Consider the following 18,482-nt stretch of genomic DNA (forward strand, 5'->3'; position numbering starts at 1 on the left):
TAGCTCAGTGGTAGAGCGCGGCCCTGAAAAGGCCGGCGTGGGGGGTCCGATTCCCTCTCTCGGCATTTTAGTTTTTTTCTTCAGCGTATAAATAAAAAAAAGGGGGGGGTATAACCTCTCTTTTTTTATTTAAGTCATCAGCAATATCCAAAGTAAGGAATTAATTATGAGACTATTTCAGTCCAGGTTATTTCCGGTAGCCATCATCTGTTTTTTAGGGGTGATCATCTATTCCAATACTTTCCTATGTTCATTCCACCTAGACGATAATAATTCGATACTTCCCAATTTGGCCATAAGGGATATTCATAACCTGAGGAATATCTGGGATTTTTGGCCATCGCGTTTTATTACTTATTTTACTCTTGCAATCAATTACCATTTTCAACAGCTGGATGTGTGGGGTTATCACTTTTTTAATCTGATGGTCCATCTGCTTTCGGCAGTTTTGGTATGGTATCTTATACTTTTGACTTTTTCTACACCAACGCTAAGGAGAGAAAAGATCTCCGATTATTCTAAACTCATAGCTTTTTTTACCGGCCTGATATTTGTGGCTAGTCCGGTTCAGATCCAGGGGGTAACCTATATTGTTCAACGGGCTGTTTCTATGGCAACGCTGTTTTATTTGTCTTCTTTGATCCTTTATATTAAATTCCGCCTAATTCCAGAAGGAAATTCTGTTTCGGGACCAAAAGTTTTCTACTATGCCGGTTCACTGATAGCTCTAGTCTTTGCGATGTTTACCAAAGAGATGACTTTAACATTGCCTTTTATGATCTGCTTCTATGAGTTTAGTTTTTTAAAGAAGGCCAAAAAGAGAATTAATTGGAAACGCCTCGTTCCTTTTTTTCTTACCCTGTTCATTATTCCCTTAACTATGTTTTTGACCAGGTCGGTGGATATAACTCAGATGCATCGGACAGTAGAGCCTTCGCCGGGGATCTCGCCGTGGTATTACCTTTTGACTCAATTTCGGGTTCTTGTTACTTATATAAGATTGGTCTTTATGCCTTTAAACCAAAACCTGGATTATGATTATCCTATTATTAAAACTCTGCTGAATCTACCTGTTCTGGCAAGTATACTATTTCTGGCTATTATTTTAGTTTTTGCTATCCGTGCTTTTCGTAATTACAGATTAATTTCATTTGGTATCTTTTGGTTCTTCTTAACCCTTTTACCCGAATCTAGCATTATACCGATAAAGGATGTGATTTTCGAACATCGGCTTTATCTGCCTATGGTTGGCTTCAGTATTCTTTTGGTAAGTGGGATGTATTATTTATTTAAAGAAAGAAGAATTAAAGTCATGGTTATAGTGCTTTCTTTATTGGTTGTTTTTTATTCGATTTTAACTTATCAAAGAAACAAGGTATGGAAAGATGAGTTTACTTTATGGAGCGATGTGATACATAAGTCTCCCTTTAAGGCCAGAGGTTACAACATTCGAGGTTATACTTATGCCAGTAAAGGTGATTTGGATCGGGCAATAACAGACTATAATAAAGGGATAGAATTTGATCCTAGTTTAGCTATGTCTTTCTATAACAGGGGAAATGCTTATCAAAATAAGGGAGACTTTGACCGGGCTATTTCAGATTATAATAAGGCAATAGAGATTGACCCTAAATATCTTGATGCTTATAATAACAGGGGAAATGCTTATCAAAATAAGGGAGACTTTGACCGGGCTATTTCAGATTATAATAAAGTAATTGAAATCGATCCTAATTTTGTTAATGCATATAATAATAGAGATATTGCCTATAGAAAAAAGAGTGGTTTTAACCAAACAACTGCTGATTCTGGCGAAGGAATAAAGAAGGGAAATATTCCTGATTCAGCTATCCTTTATAATGACCAGGGGAATACTTATCGAAGCAATGGGGACTTTGGCCAGGCCATTGTTAATTATAACAAGGCAATAGAAATCGATTCCAACTATGCCCTTGCCTATAATAACCGGGGTATAGCTTATCAATTACAGGGTAATTCACAACAGGCCATTTTAGACTATAATAAAGTAATAGAAATGGATCCGAACATAGCAATAACTTATAACAATAGGGCGCTGATATATTTTGAAGAAGGTAAATATGAAGAATGCTGGGAGGATATCCGTAAAGCACAAGCATTAGGATACAATGTACCGTTTGAATTTATTGAACAAGTTCAAAAAGCCTATCCAAAGTAAGAAACAATCTAAGAAAGATATAGTATGGCCATTACGTTCAACACCACGGTATTGTTTATTTTGGCAAGTATCTGTATTTATTCTTTCGGCCAAGGTGGGTTTATGAAGATAGTTACTGATGAAGGCTCTAGAGGTATAATTATTCGTACGATATAGCCTGAAGCTATTGTGTTGCTTATGTTTTTAGGTTGGTTTAAGTTTTATTGGGAAAAAAAGCCAGTTCTTTTCTTTAGAACTGGCTTTTTCTATACCTAAATTTATATCTTTTTTACGTTAGTTGCCTGATCACCCTTGGGGCCTTGTGTAACCTCGAATTCAACTTCATCACCCTCTGCTAAAGATTTATATCCATCTCCTACAATAGCGCTGAAATGGATGAATACATCTTTGCCATCTTCAGAAGTAACAAATCCATAACCTTTTTGATTGCTGAACCACTTTACCTTGCCTTTTGCCATTGTTCTTTTTCACCTCCTCTTGAGAATAAAAAAAATCCGCAAAGCAGGCTTAATTCTTGGTTTCTGCTTTACGGTTTGTCTTCACAGCTAATCAATTTCTTTATTTCCCCTCTAAAATTTATTTAATTAACTATATCATGAATTATCGGTTTGTCAATCATTTTTAATGTAGAAAATCCGGGGACGGTTCTATTTTTCAACCATCTAAAACGAAGGAAAAATAGAACCGTCCCCTTGATTCCAAAGGAATAGATGAATTGACTATTAGTTAGGAATTGATATAATATTCCAGCAATTTGTCGATGTAGCTTTCCGCCACAAAGCGTTGGCGGATTCGCTAAAATATTATTGCCGATGTAGCTCAGTTGGTAGAGCAGGACTTTCGTAAAGTCAAGGTCGGTGGTTCGATTCCACTCATCGGCTTAAAATTTATGGCTAGATTTCGTAAGGTACTGAAAAATCGTAATTTCTTTTTATTGTGGCTAGGCCAGATTATCTCTCAGATGGGGGATAGGCTTGGACAAATGGCTTTGATTGCCTTTGTCTATTTACGCGCTCCGGGCTCAACGCTACAAATCGCTAAAATTCTTTCCTTTACTATTATTCCGGTATTTCTTATTGGCCCATTAGCTGGAGTTTATGTAGATCGTTGGGACAGGCGCAGGACGATGTATTTCTGCGATTTCATGCGTAGTTTACTGATGTTAGCCATTCCATTATTTTTATTTTATAGTAAAAATTTAGCTCCAATTTACCTGATCATTTTTATTGCTTTTTCTATCGGCAGGTTTTTTGTGCCGGCGAAGCTCTCAATTATTCCCGATCTGGTGAATCATAAAGATTTATTGATCGCCAATTCCCTGATTAACACATCTGGAATGATCGCGGCAGTGTTGGGATTTGGGATAAGCGGGGTACTTGTGGAAAAATTGGGGGCTAAAAGCGGTTTTTACCTGAATTCTCTAACATTTCTGGTTTCAGGGTTATTTATTTTTCTGATTTCCAAGAAGTTTATTGCGCAGACTAGCTTTGAAGAAGTGGGTAAGGAGATTGTTGAGGTAATTAGGAAATCTGTATTCCAGGAAGTTAAAGAGGGAGTCCTTTATTTTATCCAAAAGAAAGATATTCGTTTTACTGCTGGGATTATCTTTGCGCTTTGGTCGGCATTAGGCTCGGTTTATGTGGTGATTATTGTTTTCGTGCAGAAGACGCTGCATTCGGCAACCAAGGATCTTGGCCTTTTGGTGATGTTTCTAGGAATCGGTTTATTTTTAGGGTCTTTAGTTTATGGAAAATTTGGCCAGCGTATTTCGCATTACAAAATCATTTTTGTTTCACTGGTCTTTAGCGGTATAATGTTAATGATGTTTGCTTTAGGGATATATTATTTCCCTATTTTTATGCTGGCTGCGTTTCTAGCAATATGTCTAGGATTAATTGTTTCTCCGATTATGATTGCTTCCAATACAATTATTCATAATGTCAGCGATAATGAGATGCTGGGCAAGATCTTTAGTTCTCTTGAGATAGTTATGCATCTAGGGTTTATTTTGTTTATGTTTATCAGCAGTATTCTTGCTGAAAGATTCTCACATTTATTAATTTTGGTCATTGTTGGTTGTTTATTAAGCTTATTGGGTGTCGTGAGTTTATTTCTTAACCGAAAGGTAACATGGTTAGATTAGCAGAAAATAAACATCTTGTTGAAAACAAAGCGATTGAAAAATTGCCGTTTCCCGGTAAGGTTTACCTTCCTTTAATCCAGCATTTGGGGAAAATCTGTAATCCTGAAGTAAAAGTTGGCGATACGGTGAGTCTTGGCCAGAGGATTGCCAGTATAGAGGCCAATGTTTATGCGTCTATCCATGCCTCGATATCCGGAAAAGTAATAGCTATACAGGAGTGGCCGCATCCTGTTTTAGGCCGCGCCAAAGCGATTGTCATAGAAGGGGATGGTCAGGATGATAATTCGATATTTACTTTAAAAGATCAGCAAGGGATAGATAAGCTTAGCGCGCAGGATATTAGAAAAATTGTTTTAGATGGCGGTATAGTGGGCATGGGAGGGGCGAGCTTTCCCACCTATATAAAACTCAATCCGCCTAAGCCGGTAAACACTCTGATTATTAATGGCGCAGAGTGTGAGCCATATTTAACCGCAGATGCCAGGCTTATGGTTGAGAAAACCGAAGAGATATCCAAGGGTATTGTTTTGGTGGCCAGATGTCTGGGCATAGAAAAAATTTATATCGGGATAGAAGAAAACAAGCCTGAAGCGATAAAGGCATTTTCTAGTTTTTCTAATGTCAAGGTTAAAGTTTTAAAGTCAGATTATCCTCAGGGCGGAGAAAAACAACTAATCCAAAATATATTGGGTAAAGAAATTCCCCGGGGTAAACTGCCATTTGATATTGGTGTGGTGGTGCAGAATGTAGCCACGGTTTATGCAATTTATGAAGCAGTTTATAAAGGCAAGCCCTTAATTGAACGGATAGTTACGGTTACCGGAAGCTGTGTAAAAAATCCCAAAAATTTGCTGGTGTGTTTAGGCACGCCGATAAGGAATCTGATTGAATTTTGTGGGCCGCTTACCGATGAGCCGGCAAAAATTATTATCGGCGGCCCGATGATGGGTATTGCCCAGTATACGGATGAGGCCCCGATTATAAAATCTAGCGGTGGCCTGCTGTTAATGAATAAAAAAGAGGCCAAAATTTTAGATGAGGATCCTTGTATACGTTGTGCCGCTTGCGTGCGCGGCTGCCCTGTAGGGCTTATGCCTTGTCAGATTAATTTAGCTTCTGAGAAATTACTTTGGGTTCTGGCTAAAGAATATGGGGCTCTTGATTGTATCGAATGCGGAATATGTAATTTTGTTTGCCCATCTAAGCGCAGGTTGTTACAAACGATTAAAAGGGCAAAGTTAGAGGTAACGAAATGAGAGAGATATTCCGTTACGGCTTTATTTTAGCTTTTATTTGCATAGTTGCTACGGGATTATTAGCCGCGGTCAACGTAATCACTGCGCCGAAAATTCTTGCGCAAGCTCAAGCAGAGGAGCAGGCAGCGCTTAAAGAGGTTATGCCTTTAGCCGTCAAATTTACAGCGGTTAAATCCGATATTGATCAGCAAACTTTGTATTATAAGGTACTTGACGGCCAGGGTAAAATAATAGGTTATATTTTTAAGGCTAGCGGTAAAGGGTATTCTAGTGTAATTCAAACATTAGTCGGGATGGATTCTACAGGTAAAATTAGCGCGGTAAAAGTTTTATCACAAAATGAAACCCCAGGGTTGGGGGTACGTATAACCGAAAATAAATTTACTGATCAGTTTAGAGATCAGGATAGCTTGAATTTATCCGGGGTGCAGGCAATTAGCGGGGCAACGATCTCTAGCCGCGCCGTAATGAATTCAGTTATCAAGAAAGCTCAAGAAATAAAGGAATTGATAAAGAATGAGAAGTAATCTTATAGTTTCGGGTTCGCCGCACATATATAAAAATGAATCCATACCCAAGATTATGTGGGCGGTGGTGCTTAGTGTTATTCCTGCCGGAATTGCCGGTGTAATTATATTTGGATTGGATGCTTTATGGGTGATATTAGTTGCAGTTACCGCTGCAGTGTTAACCGAATTGGTATTTGGGTTATGGACTAAGAAGAAGATTACGATTTTTGACGGCACAGCTGTAATTACCGGAATACTTCTGGCTTACAATCTACCGCCTAATGTGCCGTTGTGGTTACCGGTAGTTGGCGCGGTATTTTCTATTGCTATTGGTAAACAAGTTTTTGGCGGCTTAGGCCAGAATATTTTTAATCCAGCTCTTGTAGGCAGGGTTTTTCTTATGGCTTCTTGGCCAAAATACATGATTACATTTGCTAAACCATTTAGTTATGATGCAGTGACAGCCGCAACACCGTTGGCAGCGCTTAAAGAAGGTAAAATATTAGAGCATATTTCATATCTAGATCTATTTTTAGGTAAGCGCGGAGGATGTATCGGCGAAGTATGCATTTTGGCATTATTAATTGGTGCCGTATTTCTTTTAATCCGAGGGTACATTAGTTGGCATATACCGGTAACTTACATTTCTACTACAGCCGTGCTTACTTATATTTTTGGCGGCACGCATCTTTTTAACGGTGATTGGCTTTTTCATGTGTTAAACGGCGGTTTAATCCTTGGCGCATTTTTTATGGCTACTGATTATGTGGCTACTCCGCTGACTGCCAGAGGGCAGTTGATTTTTGGTGTAGGCTGCGGAGTGTTTACTGTGGTTATCCGTTTATGGGGCGGGTATCCTGAAGGAGTTTCATACGCCATATTAATGATGAATGCAGCTACGCCGTTTATTGATCGGTATACTAAAAACAGGATTTATGGAACAAGATGAAAAATCTCGTTAAAGAATTTGCCAAGGGTATTATCAGAGAAAATCCTACTTTTGTTCTTATTTTAGGATTATGTCCGACACTAGCAGTTTCTGTTTCAGTGGCTAACGGCATTGGCATGGGGATTGCAGCAACCTTTGTGCTTTTGGGTTCAAGTCTGATTGTTTCTTTAATCAGGGATTTTATTCCCGATAAAATACGTATTCCATGTTATATCGTGATCATCGCTACTTTTGTTACTATTGCAGAATTATGCATGAAAGCTTATAGTCCGGTTTTGGATCGGGCTTTAGGTATTTACGTTCCGTTGATTGTAGTTAATTGTATGGTTTTGGGCCGCGCAGAAGCATTTGCCTGCAAGAATAGTTTCTCTAGTTCATTCTGCGATGGTCTGGGCATGGGGGTTGGTTTTACTCTGGCGCTTATTCTTATTTCAGCGATAAGGGAATTTTTAGGCTCAGGCCAGATATTGGGCCATACATTAATTAAAGGATTTGAGCCGGTATTTGTCTTCGGTATGCCTTCAGGAGCGCTGTTAGTAATTGGTTTGTTGCTTGGTTTTTTTAACCTGCTAAAGAAGCGGTAAGTTGTAAGTGATAAGCCGTAAGCTTACAGCTTAAAACTTATAACTTAAAGCTAGTTTAGATTTTAGAGTTAATGAATACTAATAACTAAGAGAGAAGGTTTAGGGTGGATATTCAGCAATTCCTGACAATATTTATTTCCGCGGTATTTATTTACAATGTTATATTATCGCGCTTTTTAGGGATTTGTTCTTTTATTGCAATCTCCAAGGAAACTAAACCTGCTTTGGCGATGAGTTCTGCGGTAATGTTTGTTATTGTTATGTCTTCTATTATTACCTGGTTTGTTTATCGTTTCCTGCTTTTGCCTTTTAATCTTGCTTATTTGCGCACAATTTCATTTATTTTAGTTATCGCTGCTTTTGTACAGCTGGTAGAGATGGTAGTCAGGAAGGTTAGCCCACAGCTTTACCGGGCATTCGGAATTTACCTGCCCTTAATTACTGTCAATTGTGCGGTATTAGGCGTAGCAGTATTAAATATCGATATGTTTTTTGTAAATGGTAAAGCGGTTGTGGGAAGTTTTTATTATTCTGTTTTTCAGGGTGTATGTGTGGGGTTAGGATATACTTTGGCGATGCTTTTAATGAGCGGGATAAGAGAGAGGCTGGAACTTTGCAATATTCCAAAATCTTTAAAGGATTTTCCCCTGGCTTTTATCATTGCTTCAATTTTAAGTTTAAGTTTTATGGGTTTTAGCGGGTTCTCCCACTAATCTCTTTTATAAGTCAGGCGGGATCCCGTATGAGGAAGAATTAAATAAGCGGGAAAATTCTAATATGATGGAAATTTTAATTGCGGTATTAGTTTTGGGTGGTTTGGGGTTATTGTTTGGCATGGGGCTAGCTATTGCTTCAAAAAAATTAGCAGTTCAAATTAATCCGAAATTGGATGAAGTGTTTCATTTGTTGCCTGGAGCAAATTGCGGTGCATGCGGAAATCCCGGATGTTTTGGTTTTGCTGAAAGCCTGCTTGCAGGAAGGGCTACATTGGAGCGCTGCCGAGTTTGTAGTGAAGAGGCAAAGGAGAAGATCGCCAGGATTATGGGTATTGCTCTTGAGAAACAAACTAAAAAAATAGCCACTTTACATTGCAATGGCGGCATAAGAGTTAAGGATAAATATCTGTATAATGGTGTCCAGGATTGTATTACTGCCAATTTAGTTTTAGGAGGACCTAAGTCATGCGTTTTTGCTTGTCTTGGTTTTGGCACCTGTGTTACGGCCTGTCCGTTTGGGGCTATCAGCATGTCGGCTGAAAAATTACCGGTGGTGGATAAAGTCAAATGCCGTTCCTGTAACAAGTGTGTATTGGTTTGTCCGAAGAAGTTATTTTCTCTTGTATCTATGACTTATCCAGTATACGTGGCATGCAGCTCGCATGATTTTGGTAAAGAGGTAAAAAACGTTTGTCCTGTAGGTTGTATCGCTTGTAAATTATGTGAAAAAACCTGCAGATTTGATGCCATACATGTAATAGATAATCTGGCAGTGATCGATTACCATAAATGTACTTCCTGTAAAGAATGCGTACCGGTTTGTCCGGCTAAAACCATAAGAGTAAGAGAATGAGTCCAGTAGTTCCTATAAATCTAGCTATATTTGCTTCTGGTAATGGAAGTAATTTTTCGGCGATCGTTAAAGCGATAAAACAGAATAAAATTAAAATAAGGATGACGATTTTAGTTTGTGACAGGCCAGAGGCCTTTGTGATTAAGCGTGCTCAGAAAGCTAAAATTCCGATAATTTTAGTGAACCGCCAAGATTTCTCCAGCCGCGCTGATTTTGAAGGAGCAATAATTCAAAGATTAAGAAGCTATAAAATAAATTTAATTGTTTTGGCTGGATTTATGCGTATACTTAGTGCTTTTTTTGTTAAGCGATACCACAATCGTATTATGAATATCCATCCGTCGTTGCTTCCTGATTTTAAGGGTGCCCAGGCGATAAAAGATGTTCTTAATCATAAGGTAGCCATGACTGGAGTCACTGTGCATTTTATCGATGAAGAAGTGGATAGTGGCCCGATTATTCTGCAGCAAAAAATAAAAATAAAAAAACAAGACACCTTAGTTTCTCTTGAGAAGAGAGTCCATGCCGTAGAGCACGAGCTTTATCCTGAAGCCATTAAGTTATTTATTGATGGTAAAATAAAGATAAGAGGCGGTACGTCATCCTGAGCGAAGCGAAGGATCTTATCAGCTTCGAGATTCTTCGGCCTTCGGCCTCAGAATGACGGTAAAAATTTAATTTCGCAATAGTCTTCTATTCTTTAGAGTCAGCAAGTGCGGCTTTTTGATTGAGGATAATTTTGGTTTGGCTTGCCAGATTATTCATCTCCACAGAAGTAAAATCCTTAAATTCGTAGGTATTTAAAGTATAGGAAACTATTTTTAAAACTTCCTTATCGATATCTACGTTTTTTTCGACTTCCGGTTTCTGGAATTTTAATCTTATGCGATTCTGGATTTGATCGGCTATAAATTCTTCCAAAGTTATATCCCGATAATCCAGGTGGTTACCCTCTGTATCGCCGATAATCTGCACGGAAAGTGCCATATCCTGGACAATGCGGTGTTGGTATTCTGTTTGAGAGATAAAGCCATAGGAGAGTTTCTTTAGGTCTAAATAGTAAAAGGTCTGTTTTATTTCAACGCCATTTTTGATATCCGCGGTAACAATACAGAAAAATATAGGGTCATCTTTTTTTGAACTGTCTACGCTAAAAAGCACCCTGCGGATTACCTGTAGTACGTTGAAGATCTTTTCGTTAACAGATTTATCTAAGGCTACCTCTTGTTGTTTCTCTTTTTCCGGAACAGGTTTGATAAGATAATTGACATTTAGAATCTTTCCTTCAAAAAAATTATTTTTATCTTCCAATAAAAATCTCTCAATGTATTTTTCCGGCTTTGGAGGTTTAGAAACTATGTCTTTAAGCGGCATATATACCCATAAGGTTCTGCCTATAAGCTTAGTTGAGATATCAAGCTTGTATTCTTTTTTGCAGATATCTTTGACTGCATGCGGAATATCTTCCTTTAGGAAGGATGCCGATGTAGAGGAGGAACAACCGGATAAGAATAAGATAATAGGGAGGATCTTAAGGCCGGATTTTACCAAACTCCTTAAAGATGGCTTCGATTTCATCGTAGTTGAGTTCACTTTTTGCTACCAATTCTTTAGCCAGTCGATCCATGAGAGGTTCTTCTTTTTTAAGTAATGCGGTTACTTCAGTCATACAGTTATTTAATATATCCTGTACATCAGCGTCCAGTTTAGCTTTGGTATCTTCAGATATTTTATTATTAATTTCCCAGTTACCTAAAAATCCACTTTTACCCATGCCGCAAGCCCAGACCATATTATGGGCATAGTGCATGGCGTTGGAAAAATCACCGTAAACTCCGCTGGTTGTGGCATTATATTTGATTTTCTCTGCCGCGTATGAACCAAGGCTAATTTTTATTTTACTGAGTAACTGGTTAGAGTCTTCAATAAAAATATCTTCTCTTTCCGGGATCCAGGTTGCGCCACCGGTTGGCCCGCGCGGGGTGATCGTAATTTTAAAGACATCTTTAGAAGGAGCAAGTAGGTAGGTAACGATGGCATGGCCGGCTTCATGGTAGGCAGTTTGCCATTTTTCCTTTTCACTCAATCGAATTCTACGTTTAATACCTAAGGCAATTCTTTCTCGCGCTTCATCAATTTCCTTCATTGAGATTGATGCATTATGATTGCGTATAGTAATTAATGCTGCTTCTCTTACGATATTAGCGATATCTGCAGGACTTTGGCCGACGGTAATGCGCGCCAGGCGGTCAATTTTTACATCAACAGGATCATATTTAATTGTTTTAAGGTAGTAGGCAAATAGTTTTTGGCGGTCATCAAGGTTGGGTTTATCGACAATTATTTTACGGTCAAACCTTCCCGGACGTAACAGCGCCTGGTCTAAGTAATTTTCCGGAGCGTTAGTTGCCCCGATTATAACGATATTATAATCTTTATCTTTTAAGCCGTCCATTTCAACTAGTAACTGGTTTAATGTGGTATTACGTTCAGAAGTTCCTCCGAAACCTGAATCCAGACCACGCTGTGCACCAACAGCATCTATTTCATCGATAAAGATTAAGCATCCTCCGTTTAATTCTGCCAACTGCCTAGCATTTTTGAATAAACTTCTTATACGCCCGGCGCCGACCCCTACGAACATCTCTACGAATTCAGAGCCAGACATGGATATAAAAGGTAATTTACATTCTGTCGCGATTGCTTTGGCCAGGTAAGTTTTTCCGCAACCCGGAGGCCCTAGCATTAGGATGCCTTTTAATATTTTTCCGCCGATACGTTGCAGTTCTGCTCTGTCGGTAATAAGTTTTACTATTTCCAAAGCTTCTTGTTTGGCTTCATCCATTCCGATTACATCGGCCCAGGTAATTCCGATTGTTTCTCCGGCAATAGATTTTTTCTTGGATTGGCTGAATTTTTGCCCGCCTTTCATCTGAACCCAATTTATCATATAGACAAAAACAAATGTCTGAATAAGCCCGATGACTAAATACATAAAGATCGATAATGGGGCCGAAGCTAGCTGAGATTGCCTAAGATACGATTCTGCCTCAGACCAAGCTCTTAGGCCTTTTATGATAATCATGGTGAGGATGATCAAGGCAACCGTAGCTACTGATATTATTGTTATCCTGACCCAGTAAAGGCTAATATAAAATTTAAATTTTTTCCAATTCATGATTTCTCCCAGCTTACCTGCAGGCAGGTATTTTTTTGGATATGAATACTTAAAAAATAACATATCCACTAGTTTAAGTCAAACACTATTTAATGAGCCCTTGACTTAGATTTTTTTGTGTGTATAATTATTGAGTTGTTAAGAAAAATATAGGAAGCTTCCTTAAAATGCGTAAGGGAGGCCTTCTCTGTAGATAAGAAAGGGAGTATAAGATGGCAAAAATTAAAAAAGTTTTGGCACGTGAAATTTTGGATTCACGCGGGAATCCTACGGTTGAAGTAGATTGTATTTTGACAAACGGAATCTTAGGCCGCGCCGCTGTTCCTTCCGGAGCTTCTACCGGAGATAACGAAGCTCTGGAGTTAAGGGATAATGATAAATCCAGGTATTTAGGTAAAGGGGTCTTAAAGGCAGTGGCCAATGTTAATACCATAATAAACAATGCAATTAAAGGGCAAATTGCGGATTTTGCTAAAATTGATAAACTTTTAATCAAACTTGATGGTACGGAGTTTAAATCTAAACTGGGAGCAAATGCTATTTTGGGAGTTTCTATGGCGGTGGCAAAAGCCGCAGCTCTTGCTAAGAAACAACCTCTTTATAAATTTTTAGGCGGAGAAAAAGCGAGAATATTACCCGTTCCGTTAATGAATATTTTAAACGGCGGCATGCACGCCGATAATAATCTTGATATTCAGGAGTTTATGATTATGCCTGCCGGCGCCCCAACTTTTTCTGAAGCATTACGTATGGCAACGGAGGTTTTTCATAACTTAAAATTAATCCTTAAATCCAAAAAACTTTCCACAAGCGTTGGAGATGAAGGTGGTTTTGCACCCAGTCTTAACTCTAACGAGGAGGCCTTAAGTTTAATTATCGAGGCGATAAAGAAGGCCGGTTATATTCCTGGTAAGGATGTTTCTTTGGCTCTTGATTGCGCTGCCAGTTCTTTCTGTAAAGATGGTAAGTATACCTTTGAAGGCAGCCAGAAAACATCTGCGGATTTAATTTCTATTTATGAAAGCTGGCTTTTAAAATATCCTATTTTGTCGATTGAAGATGGGCTTTCTGAACATGATTGGACAGGTTGGCAGGAGATGACTAAGAGGATTGGTACTAAAGTGCAGCTGGTGGGTGATGATATTTTTGTTACTAATCCTAAGATATTTAAAAAAGGGATTGCAGAAAATATTGGCAATGCTATACTGATTAAGGTAAATCAGATTGGTTCTCTCTCTGAGACCCTTGAGGCAATTACTATTGCTAAAAAGGATAAATACAACGCTATAATTTCACACCGATCTGGCGAGACTGAAGATACGACTATTGCTCATCTTGCGGTAGCAACCGGAGTGGGCCAGATAAAAACCGGTTCTTTATCCCGCACCGATAGAATCTGTAAATATAACGAACTGTTAAGGATCCAGGAAGAGTTAGGTAAAAAGGCAGTCTATGCGGGGACAAGTTGGAAGAGGTAAATGCTTTCCACGTTAAGAAGGTCATTATGGCTTTTTGGGTTTGCAGTTTTACTTTTGGTTTTATTTTTACCGGGTTATACTAAGCTACAGGAATCAAGGGTAAAAAATCGTAAACTCGAAAATAAATTCCGTAAAATGACCGTTGAAAATTATCTTCTGCAGGAAGAGCTAAAACGGATTGAAAACGACCCGGTTTATCAAGAGAAGATCGCCCGGCAAAAATTGGGTGTGGTAAGAAAAGGAGAAATTCCCATTAAGATTTTCTCCGAGAAGAAGAGATAAATAAGTTTCGCTAATTTTTGGCAATCAGTAGTATAATATAATTGTTCTTTAAAAAGTTTCGCGGGGTGGAGCAGCCTGGTAGCTCGCAAGGCTCAAATGGATACAAAACTCAAAGCAGATATTGCAGAATCAGCTGTAACAACTGAGCTTCTTAAAAGAAGTTTTAGGGTGCTACAGCCTATAGGAGATCGGTTAGCCTATGATTTAGGGGTGGATCTTCAGGGTAGGTTGTTGCGCATACAGGTGAAGAGCGCTTGGTTTAACGCCAAAGATAATTGCTATGTTGTTGATGGGCGTAGAACTAAGACAAATCGCCGGCGCATGTTAAGAAAGCACTATAGCGCTGAAGATTTCGATTTTGCAATTCTTTACCTTGCTGATTTGCAAGTGTTTTATGTTATGCCTGTAGCAGTCTTTTCTAGTTATGGAAGCACAGTAACCTTGATAGAAAAAACTAAAAGGCAGCGTAAGCCTAAGTCAGCAGAGTATAGGGAGCGTTGGGATTTGTTGTCCGATGGGCTCTTCAGTCGGTAACGGTTGAAGGATAACCTGTCAAATTCGGTGAAGCCTTAATTTGCAAAGGTAATACCGAGCCAAGTTCGCTAATGTTTGTGGCGAAAAGGTGTAGAGACTAAACGGCAGGGGCCCGCCATGTATTTTGGCGGGTCAAGATATAGTCCAGACTACGAATTCACTATTTGTGGAGCAGCGTAAGCTGAAGTAGTAAGCATAACCTTGAGGTCGTCCGTTCAAATCGGGCCCCCGCAACCAATATAACCCGCTAGGGAAACTTAGCGGGTTTTTTGTTGTTTTAACTGCCGACTAGAGGTATAATATTAAAATTAGGAGGATAAAATGAAAATAATCTTTATGTTGTTTTGTTTAGGGTTGATGGGTTGTGCTACGGTCGCAAAAGAAAGCAAAACTCCACCACGGATTGTAGAGAAAACGATAGTAATTAATGAAAAAGAAATGGATAGTATTATTTCCGTATTTAGCGAGGCGATAAAAAAGACTCCTAATTATGCCGGGGCCTATTATAACAGGGCGATTGCTTATTTTTATAAAAAAGACTATGCCAAATCTTGGCAGGATGTCCATACTGCGGAATCCCTAGGTTATAAATTCAGTGCTGATTTTATTAAGTCGCTTAAAGATGCTTCTCTTAGAGATAAATAAATTATTGTAATTACTGAGTACTATAGTTAAGAAAAAAAGGGGATAAAAATTATGGCAATAGTTAATTACTCATTTCAAAAAAATCTTAAAGAACAGGCAAGAAAAAAGAAACAAGAGGAGAAAAGGTTATTGAAGTTGAATAAGAAGATGGCTAAGTTAAAAGAAACTTCAGAATCGGTTATTAATTAGGGTGGGGTTTAAACCTCTTTTTTAGATTCTTCGTTGTTCGCCACTAAATTCCTTTAAAAAATTTAGGAGTTAATGTTAACATGATTCCGATGGAAAATAACTTATATAAATTTACTGATAATTCAGGTAGTTTTAGATCTTTCTTTGCGGATAGGATAAAAAGTCTATATTTGCCGCTGTGCAATGAAAAATTGATGTCGTCTATCTCCGCTGATCTACATGGGGATATTAAAACTGGTCAAAATAGTTTTTTACTTGAACCGGTTTCCCGCTGCAACCTTTCTCTTTCCAGGGCCTCAAGAAACTTTTGGGTTTATTGTATTAAGAATAAAGGGGACGGTTCTCTTAGGAGAACCGTCCCCTTTTCTTTTGTTTGGTCAGCTACCGGAGTGTCTAAAAATTTAAAACAGATAAAACAGGATAAATTTACACTGGAAGCTGGCCAACTTTGGCAGCGTATAAGCAGGGAGAATAGAAATATAGGGTTAAAATCCGAGGTTTTATCATTTGTCCCGATAGGTTCTGATGCATTGGAAATCATGCAGGTTACTCTTACTAATATAAGCAAAAAACAGATAAGTTTTATTCCTTATGCGGCAATACCATTATATGCCCGCTCTGCCGATAACCTGCGCGATCATCGCCATGTAACTTCACTTCTAACTAGGATTAAAGAGGAAAAATACGGAGTTAAGGTTAAGCCGACTTTACTTTTTGATGAATCCGGGCACAAACCGAATAATACGGTCTACTATGTGGCTGCATGTGATAATAGAGCAAGCCCCGCGCAATATATTTATCCTACACAGGAGCTTTTCTGCGGAGAATCAGGAGATTTGGAGTCTCCAGAAGCTGTTTTTGAAAATAAAATTCCTCAAAAGATACCTATCCAGGGTAAGGAGCCGATGGGAACGATGCGTTTTACCAGGATTACTCTGCCCGCACAAGCCAAAGTAACCTATATAATTATTATGGGTATTACTAAAAAGGATTGTAATTTAGGCCGCTTGATGAGTAAATTCAATACTCCTAAGAAAGTAAATATATATTTTGAGAAAACTAAAAATTTTTGGCAGGAGCAATCTAGGGCGCTAGAAATTTCAAGTGGAAATAATCATTTTGATAATTGGCTGCGCTGGGTAAATATTCAACCAGTTTTAAGAAAAATATTCGGCTGCTCATTCCTGCCGGATTTTGATTATGGCAAAGGCGGCAGAGGTTGGCGTGACCTCTGGCAGGATTGCTTGGGGCTTATTTTGAATAATCCCAAAGCAGTGCGAGAGTTTCTGATTAATAATTTTTGCGGAGTAAAAATTGATGGCTCAAACGCAACCATTATCGGTAAGAAACCGGGCGAATTTATCGCCGACCGTAATAATATCAGCCGAGTGTGGATGGATCATGGAGTTTGGCCTTTAATTACTTTGGATTTGTATATTCAGGAAACAGGCGACCTGGATATTTTGTTTGAACAGGCTAGCTATTTTAGGAATCATCAGATAAATCGTACAAGAGATATTGATTATAAGTGGGATGCTTCTTATGGAAATAAGCTAAAGACTAAATCCACGAAGATTTATACCGGTACAATATTCGAGCATTTACTTGTGCAAAATTTAGTGCAATTTTATAATGTCGGCAACCATAATTATGTGCGGCTGGAGGGTGCGGATTGGAATGACGGGTTGGATATGGCCAAAGAATATGGGGAAAGCGCAGCTTTCTCCTCGATGTATGCTCAGAATCTTGCTACCCTATCAGAGTTATTACTTAAATGCGGCAGAGAGCTAGAGATAGCCGAAGAGTTAAAAATTTTACTGGTTGATTTTGACTATCAGAATATAGAGCAAAAACATAAGGTTTTAGATAAATATTTTTCCAAAACTAAAGAACATCTCTCGGGGAAAAAAATCTGCGTGGATGCGGCTGCTTTAAGCTGCTCTTTAAGCCAAAAATCTCTTTGGATGCAAAAGCATATTCAGAAAAGCGAGTGGTTGAAGGAAGGATTCTTTAATGGATATTATGATAATTGTAAGAAGAGGATAGATGGTAAAAAGGGAAATTTAGTGCAGATGACTTTGACCTCTCAGGTGTTTCCAATTATGAGCGGCGTAGCCAACACCGCTCAAATAAAGCAAATTTTGGCGAATGTCTATCGTTATCTATATGATAAATCTGTCGGCGGTATCCGCCTGAATACAGATTTCAAAAAAGAGCAGCATGATCTAGGCCGGGCATTTTCCTTTTCCTATGGAGATAAGGAAAATGGCGCGGTGTTTAGCCACATAGTGGTCATGTTTGCTTATGCATTGTACAAACAGGGTTATTCTGAGAGTGGGTGGAAGGTTTTAAGTTCGCTCTATAAAATGGCAGCTAATACCGAAAAAAGTAAAATCTATCCCTGTTTGCCGGAGTATTTTGATTTATCCGGACGAGGAATGTATTCGTATTTGACCGGTTCAGCCAGCTGGTTTATGCTTACTTTGCTTACTCAAGTCTTTGGGATTAAAGGGCAAAATGGGGATCTGGTAATCGAGCCTAAACTTTCTAAAGAGCAATTTCAATCTACCGGTCAGTTAAGCATCAGTCGTGTTTTTGCAGAAAGAAAGCTAAAAATAGTTTTCTTAAATCCTAAACGCATGCAAGCGGGAAAATATCGCATTAGGCGTTTAGTACTGAATAAAGAACGGATTCCTGTAGAAGAGGTTTCTTTAGTACTTCTAACCAGAGAAGCCATCATCAGTTTACCAAAAGAAAAACTCAACATAATCGAAGTACATTTAGGATAATAATAAAGGGGACGGTTCTCTTTTTTAAGAGAACCGTCCCCTTTATTATTTTGCTGTAATCGCAATATAATAATGTCCTAAATTAGCAAAGTAAGAATGTCCTATTTTTAAACTGCTATAATGCCTTTTAGAAGGAGGGGCATTATGGCGCAAGAGGAGATTCTTACGATGAGCCACAAG

At 38.6% G+C, this 18,482-nt stretch carries 19 protein-coding genes and 1 tRNA gene; 17 read left to right on the top strand and 3 right to left on the bottom strand.

Features of this window, described 5'->3' with window-relative positions; all coding sequences use genetic code 11:
• Positions 1–166: 166 nt before the first annotated feature.
• Positions 167–2,197, top strand: coding sequence for a tetratricopeptide repeat protein (locus PHC29_08280; GenBank protein ID MDD5109474.1), 2,031 nt, complete (start codon positions 167–169; stop codon positions 2,195–2,197).
• A gap of 24 nt (positions 2,198–2,221) precedes the next feature.
• The gene (locus PHC29_08285; protein MDD5109475.1) at positions 2,222–2,353 is read left to right on the top strand and encodes a hypothetical protein; all 132 of its coding nucleotides are present in this window, start codon (positions 2,222–2,224) and stop codon (positions 2,351–2,353) included.
• A 101-nt stretch (positions 2,354–2,454) separates the two neighbouring features.
• Here PHC29_08285 and PHC29_08290 read toward each other — a convergent pair whose 3' ends face one another.
• Entirely contained in the window at positions 2,455–2,655 is a 201-nt protein-coding gene (locus tag PHC29_08290) for a cold-shock protein (GenBank protein ID MDD5109476.1), read from the bottom strand.
• 350 nt (positions 2,656–3,005) lie between these two features.
• On the opposite strand from PHC29_08290, the gene PHC29_08295 reads away from it, so the two are divergent.
• The 9 genes from PHC29_08295 to purN all read left to right on the top strand — a co-directional run bounded on the left by PHC29_08295 (position 3,006) and on the right by purN (position 9,815).
• Positions 3,006–3,078: transfer RNA gene (locus PHC29_08295), tRNA-Thr, on the top strand.
• Positions 3,079–3,086: 8 nt separating this feature from the next.
• Positions 3,087–4,340 (top strand): MFS transporter, encoded by a 1,254-nt coding sequence (locus PHC29_08300; GenBank protein ID MDD5109477.1) that lies wholly within the window; start codon positions 3,087–3,089, stop codon positions 4,338–4,340.
• Complete coding sequence (gene rsxC / locus PHC29_08305; GenBank protein MDD5109478.1) at positions 4,328–5,596, top strand: electron transport complex subunit RsxC; 1,269 nt, start codon at positions 4,328–4,330, stop codon at positions 5,594–5,596. The genes PHC29_08300 and rsxC overlap by 13 nt, the downstream gene beginning before the upstream one ends.
• Positions 5,593–6,123: an RnfABCDGE type electron transport complex subunit G gene (locus PHC29_08310; protein MDD5109479.1), complete on the top strand. Its 531-nt coding sequence runs from the start codon at positions 5,593–5,595 to the stop codon at positions 6,121–6,123. Before rsxC ends, PHC29_08310 begins: the two co-directional genes overlap by 4 nt.
• The gene (locus PHC29_08315) at positions 6,113–7,054 is read left to right on the top strand and encodes an RnfABCDGE type electron transport complex subunit D (protein ID MDD5109480.1); all 942 of its coding nucleotides are present in this window, start codon (positions 6,113–6,115) and stop codon (positions 7,052–7,054) included. Before PHC29_08310 ends, PHC29_08315 begins: the two co-directional genes overlap by 11 nt.
• Positions 7,051–7,638 carry an electron transport complex subunit E gene (locus PHC29_08320; protein MDD5109481.1) on the top strand — a complete coding sequence of 196 codons (588 nt, stop codon included), beginning with the start codon at positions 7,051–7,053 and terminating at the stop codon, positions 7,636–7,638. The genes PHC29_08315 and PHC29_08320 overlap by 4 nt, the downstream gene beginning before the upstream one ends.
• A 104-nt stretch (positions 7,639–7,742) precedes the next feature.
• On the top strand, positions 7,743–8,351 hold the full coding sequence (locus PHC29_08325) for an RnfABCDGE type electron transport complex subunit A (GenBank protein ID MDD5109482.1): 609 nt from the start codon (positions 7,743–7,745) through the stop codon (positions 8,349–8,351).
• 64 nt (positions 8,352–8,415) lie between these two features.
• Positions 8,416–9,207: an RnfABCDGE type electron transport complex subunit B gene (locus PHC29_08330; GenBank protein ID MDD5109483.1), complete on the top strand. Its 792-nt coding sequence runs from the start codon at positions 8,416–8,418 to the stop codon at positions 9,205–9,207.
• Entirely contained in the window at positions 9,204–9,815 is a 612-nt protein-coding gene (gene purN, locus PHC29_08335) for a phosphoribosylglycinamide formyltransferase (protein ID MDD5109484.1), read from the top strand. Before PHC29_08330 ends, purN begins: the two co-directional genes overlap by 4 nt.
• A gap of 85 nt (positions 9,816–9,900) precedes the next feature.
• Here the strand turns inward: purN and PHC29_08340 are convergent, their stop codons facing one another.
• The gene (locus tag PHC29_08340; GenBank protein ID MDD5109485.1) at positions 9,901–10,785 is read right to left on the bottom strand and encodes a hypothetical protein; all 885 of its coding nucleotides are present in this window, start codon (positions 10,783–10,785) and stop codon (positions 9,901–9,903) included.
• Positions 10,739–12,385 carry an AAA family ATPase gene (locus tag PHC29_08345; GenBank protein MDD5109486.1) on the bottom strand — a complete coding sequence of 549 codons (1,647 nt, stop codon included), beginning with the start codon at positions 12,383–12,385 and terminating at the stop codon, positions 10,739–10,741. Before PHC29_08345 ends, PHC29_08340 begins: the two co-directional genes overlap by 47 nt.
• Before the next feature lie 212 nt (positions 12,386–12,597).
• Between PHC29_08345 and eno the strand changes: the two genes are divergently transcribed.
• From eno to PHC29_08375, 6 genes are all read left to right on the top strand, one after another.
• The gene (gene eno, locus PHC29_08350; GenBank protein MDD5109487.1) at positions 12,598–13,863 is read left to right on the top strand and encodes a phosphopyruvate hydratase; all 1,266 of its coding nucleotides are present in this window, start codon (positions 12,598–12,600) and stop codon (positions 13,861–13,863) included.
• A complete protein-coding gene (locus PHC29_08355; GenBank protein ID MDD5109488.1) occupies positions 13,864–14,145 on the top strand; it encodes a septum formation initiator family protein in 282 nt (93 codons plus the stop codon). It abuts the gene before it with no gap.
• 96 nt (positions 14,146–14,241) lie between these two features.
• Entirely contained in the window at positions 14,242–14,679 is a 438-nt protein-coding gene (locus PHC29_08360) for a group I intron-associated PD-(D/E)XK endonuclease (protein ID MDD5109489.1), read from the top strand.
• Between the two features lie 321 nt (positions 14,680–15,000).
• Positions 15,001–15,324: a tetratricopeptide repeat protein gene (locus PHC29_08365; GenBank protein ID MDD5109490.1), complete on the top strand. Its 324-nt coding sequence runs from the start codon at positions 15,001–15,003 to the stop codon at positions 15,322–15,324.
• Between the two features lie 51 nt (positions 15,325–15,375).
• Positions 15,376–15,513, top strand: coding sequence for a hypothetical protein (locus tag PHC29_08370; protein MDD5109491.1), 138 nt, complete (start codon positions 15,376–15,378; stop codon positions 15,511–15,513).
• An 80-nt stretch (positions 15,514–15,593) separates the two neighbouring features.
• Positions 15,594–18,302: a cellobiose phosphorylase gene (locus PHC29_08375; GenBank protein MDD5109492.1), complete on the top strand. Its 2,709-nt coding sequence runs from the start codon at positions 15,594–15,596 to the stop codon at positions 18,300–18,302.
• The last annotated feature ends 180 nt before the right edge of the window (positions 18,303–18,482 follow it).

Source organism: Candidatus Omnitrophota bacterium (assembly GCA_028712255.1).
Classification (GTDB): domain Bacteria; phylum Omnitrophota; class Gorgyraeia; order Gygaellales; family Profunditerraquicolaceae; genus UBA6249.

What these genes read in the sequence shown, in the direction of transcription:
- PHC29_08290 (MDD5109476.1), bottom strand. Translation starts at nt 2,655, where the DNA reads ATGGCAAAAGGCAAGGTAAAGTGGTTCAGCAATCAAAAAGGTTATGGA.
- eno (MDD5109487.1), top strand. Translation starts at nt 12,598, where the DNA reads ATGGCAAAAATTAAAAAAGTTTTGGCACGTGAAATTTTGGATTCACGC.
- PHC29_08320 (MDD5109481.1), top strand. Translation starts at nt 7,051, where the DNA reads ATGAAAAATCTCGTTAAAGAATTTGCCAAGGGTATTATCAGAGAAAAT.
- rsxC (MDD5109478.1), top strand. Translation starts at nt 4,328, where the DNA reads ATGGTTAGATTAGCAGAAAATAAACATCTTGTTGAAAACAAAGCGATT.
- PHC29_08355 (MDD5109488.1), top strand. Translation starts at nt 13,864, where the DNA reads ATGCTTTCCACGTTAAGAAGGTCATTATGGCTTTTTGGGTTTGCAGTT.
- PHC29_08280 (MDD5109474.1), top strand. Translation starts at nt 167, where the DNA reads ATGAGACTATTTCAGTCCAGGTTATTTCCGGTAGCCATCATCTGTTTT.
- PHC29_08370 (MDD5109491.1), top strand. Translation starts at nt 15,376, where the DNA reads ATGGCAATAGTTAATTACTCATTTCAAAAAAATCTTAAAGAACAGGCA.
- PHC29_08310 (MDD5109479.1), top strand. Translation starts at nt 5,593, where the DNA reads ATGAGAGAGATATTCCGTTACGGCTTTATTTTAGCTTTTATTTGCATA.
- PHC29_08330 (MDD5109483.1), top strand. Translation starts at nt 8,416, where the DNA reads ATGATGGAAATTTTAATTGCGGTATTAGTTTTGGGTGGTTTGGGGTTA.
- purN (MDD5109484.1), top strand. Translation starts at nt 9,204, where the DNA reads ATGAGTCCAGTAGTTCCTATAAATCTAGCTATATTTGCTTCTGGTAAT.
- PHC29_08360 (MDD5109489.1), top strand. Translation starts at nt 14,242, where the DNA reads ATGGATACAAAACTCAAAGCAGATATTGCAGAATCAGCTGTAACAACT.
- PHC29_08365 (MDD5109490.1), top strand. Translation starts at nt 15,001, where the DNA reads ATGAAAATAATCTTTATGTTGTTTTGTTTAGGGTTGATGGGTTGTGCT.
- PHC29_08300 (MDD5109477.1), top strand. Translation starts at nt 3,087, where the DNA reads ATGGCTAGATTTCGTAAGGTACTGAAAAATCGTAATTTCTTTTTATTG.
- PHC29_08345 (MDD5109486.1), bottom strand. Translation starts at nt 12,385, where the DNA reads ATGAATTGGAAAAAATTTAAATTTTATATTAGCCTTTACTGGGTCAGG.
- PHC29_08340 (MDD5109485.1), bottom strand. Translation starts at nt 10,785, where the DNA reads ATGAAATCGAAGCCATCTTTAAGGAGTTTGGTAAAATCCGGCCTTAAG.
- PHC29_08315 (MDD5109480.1), top strand. Translation starts at nt 6,113, where the DNA reads ATGAGAAGTAATCTTATAGTTTCGGGTTCGCCGCACATATATAAAAAT.
- PHC29_08375 (MDD5109492.1), top strand. Translation starts at nt 15,594, where the DNA reads ATGATTCCGATGGAAAATAACTTATATAAATTTACTGATAATTCAGGT.
- PHC29_08285 (MDD5109475.1), top strand. Translation starts at nt 2,222, where the DNA reads ATGGCCATTACGTTCAACACCACGGTATTGTTTATTTTGGCAAGTATC.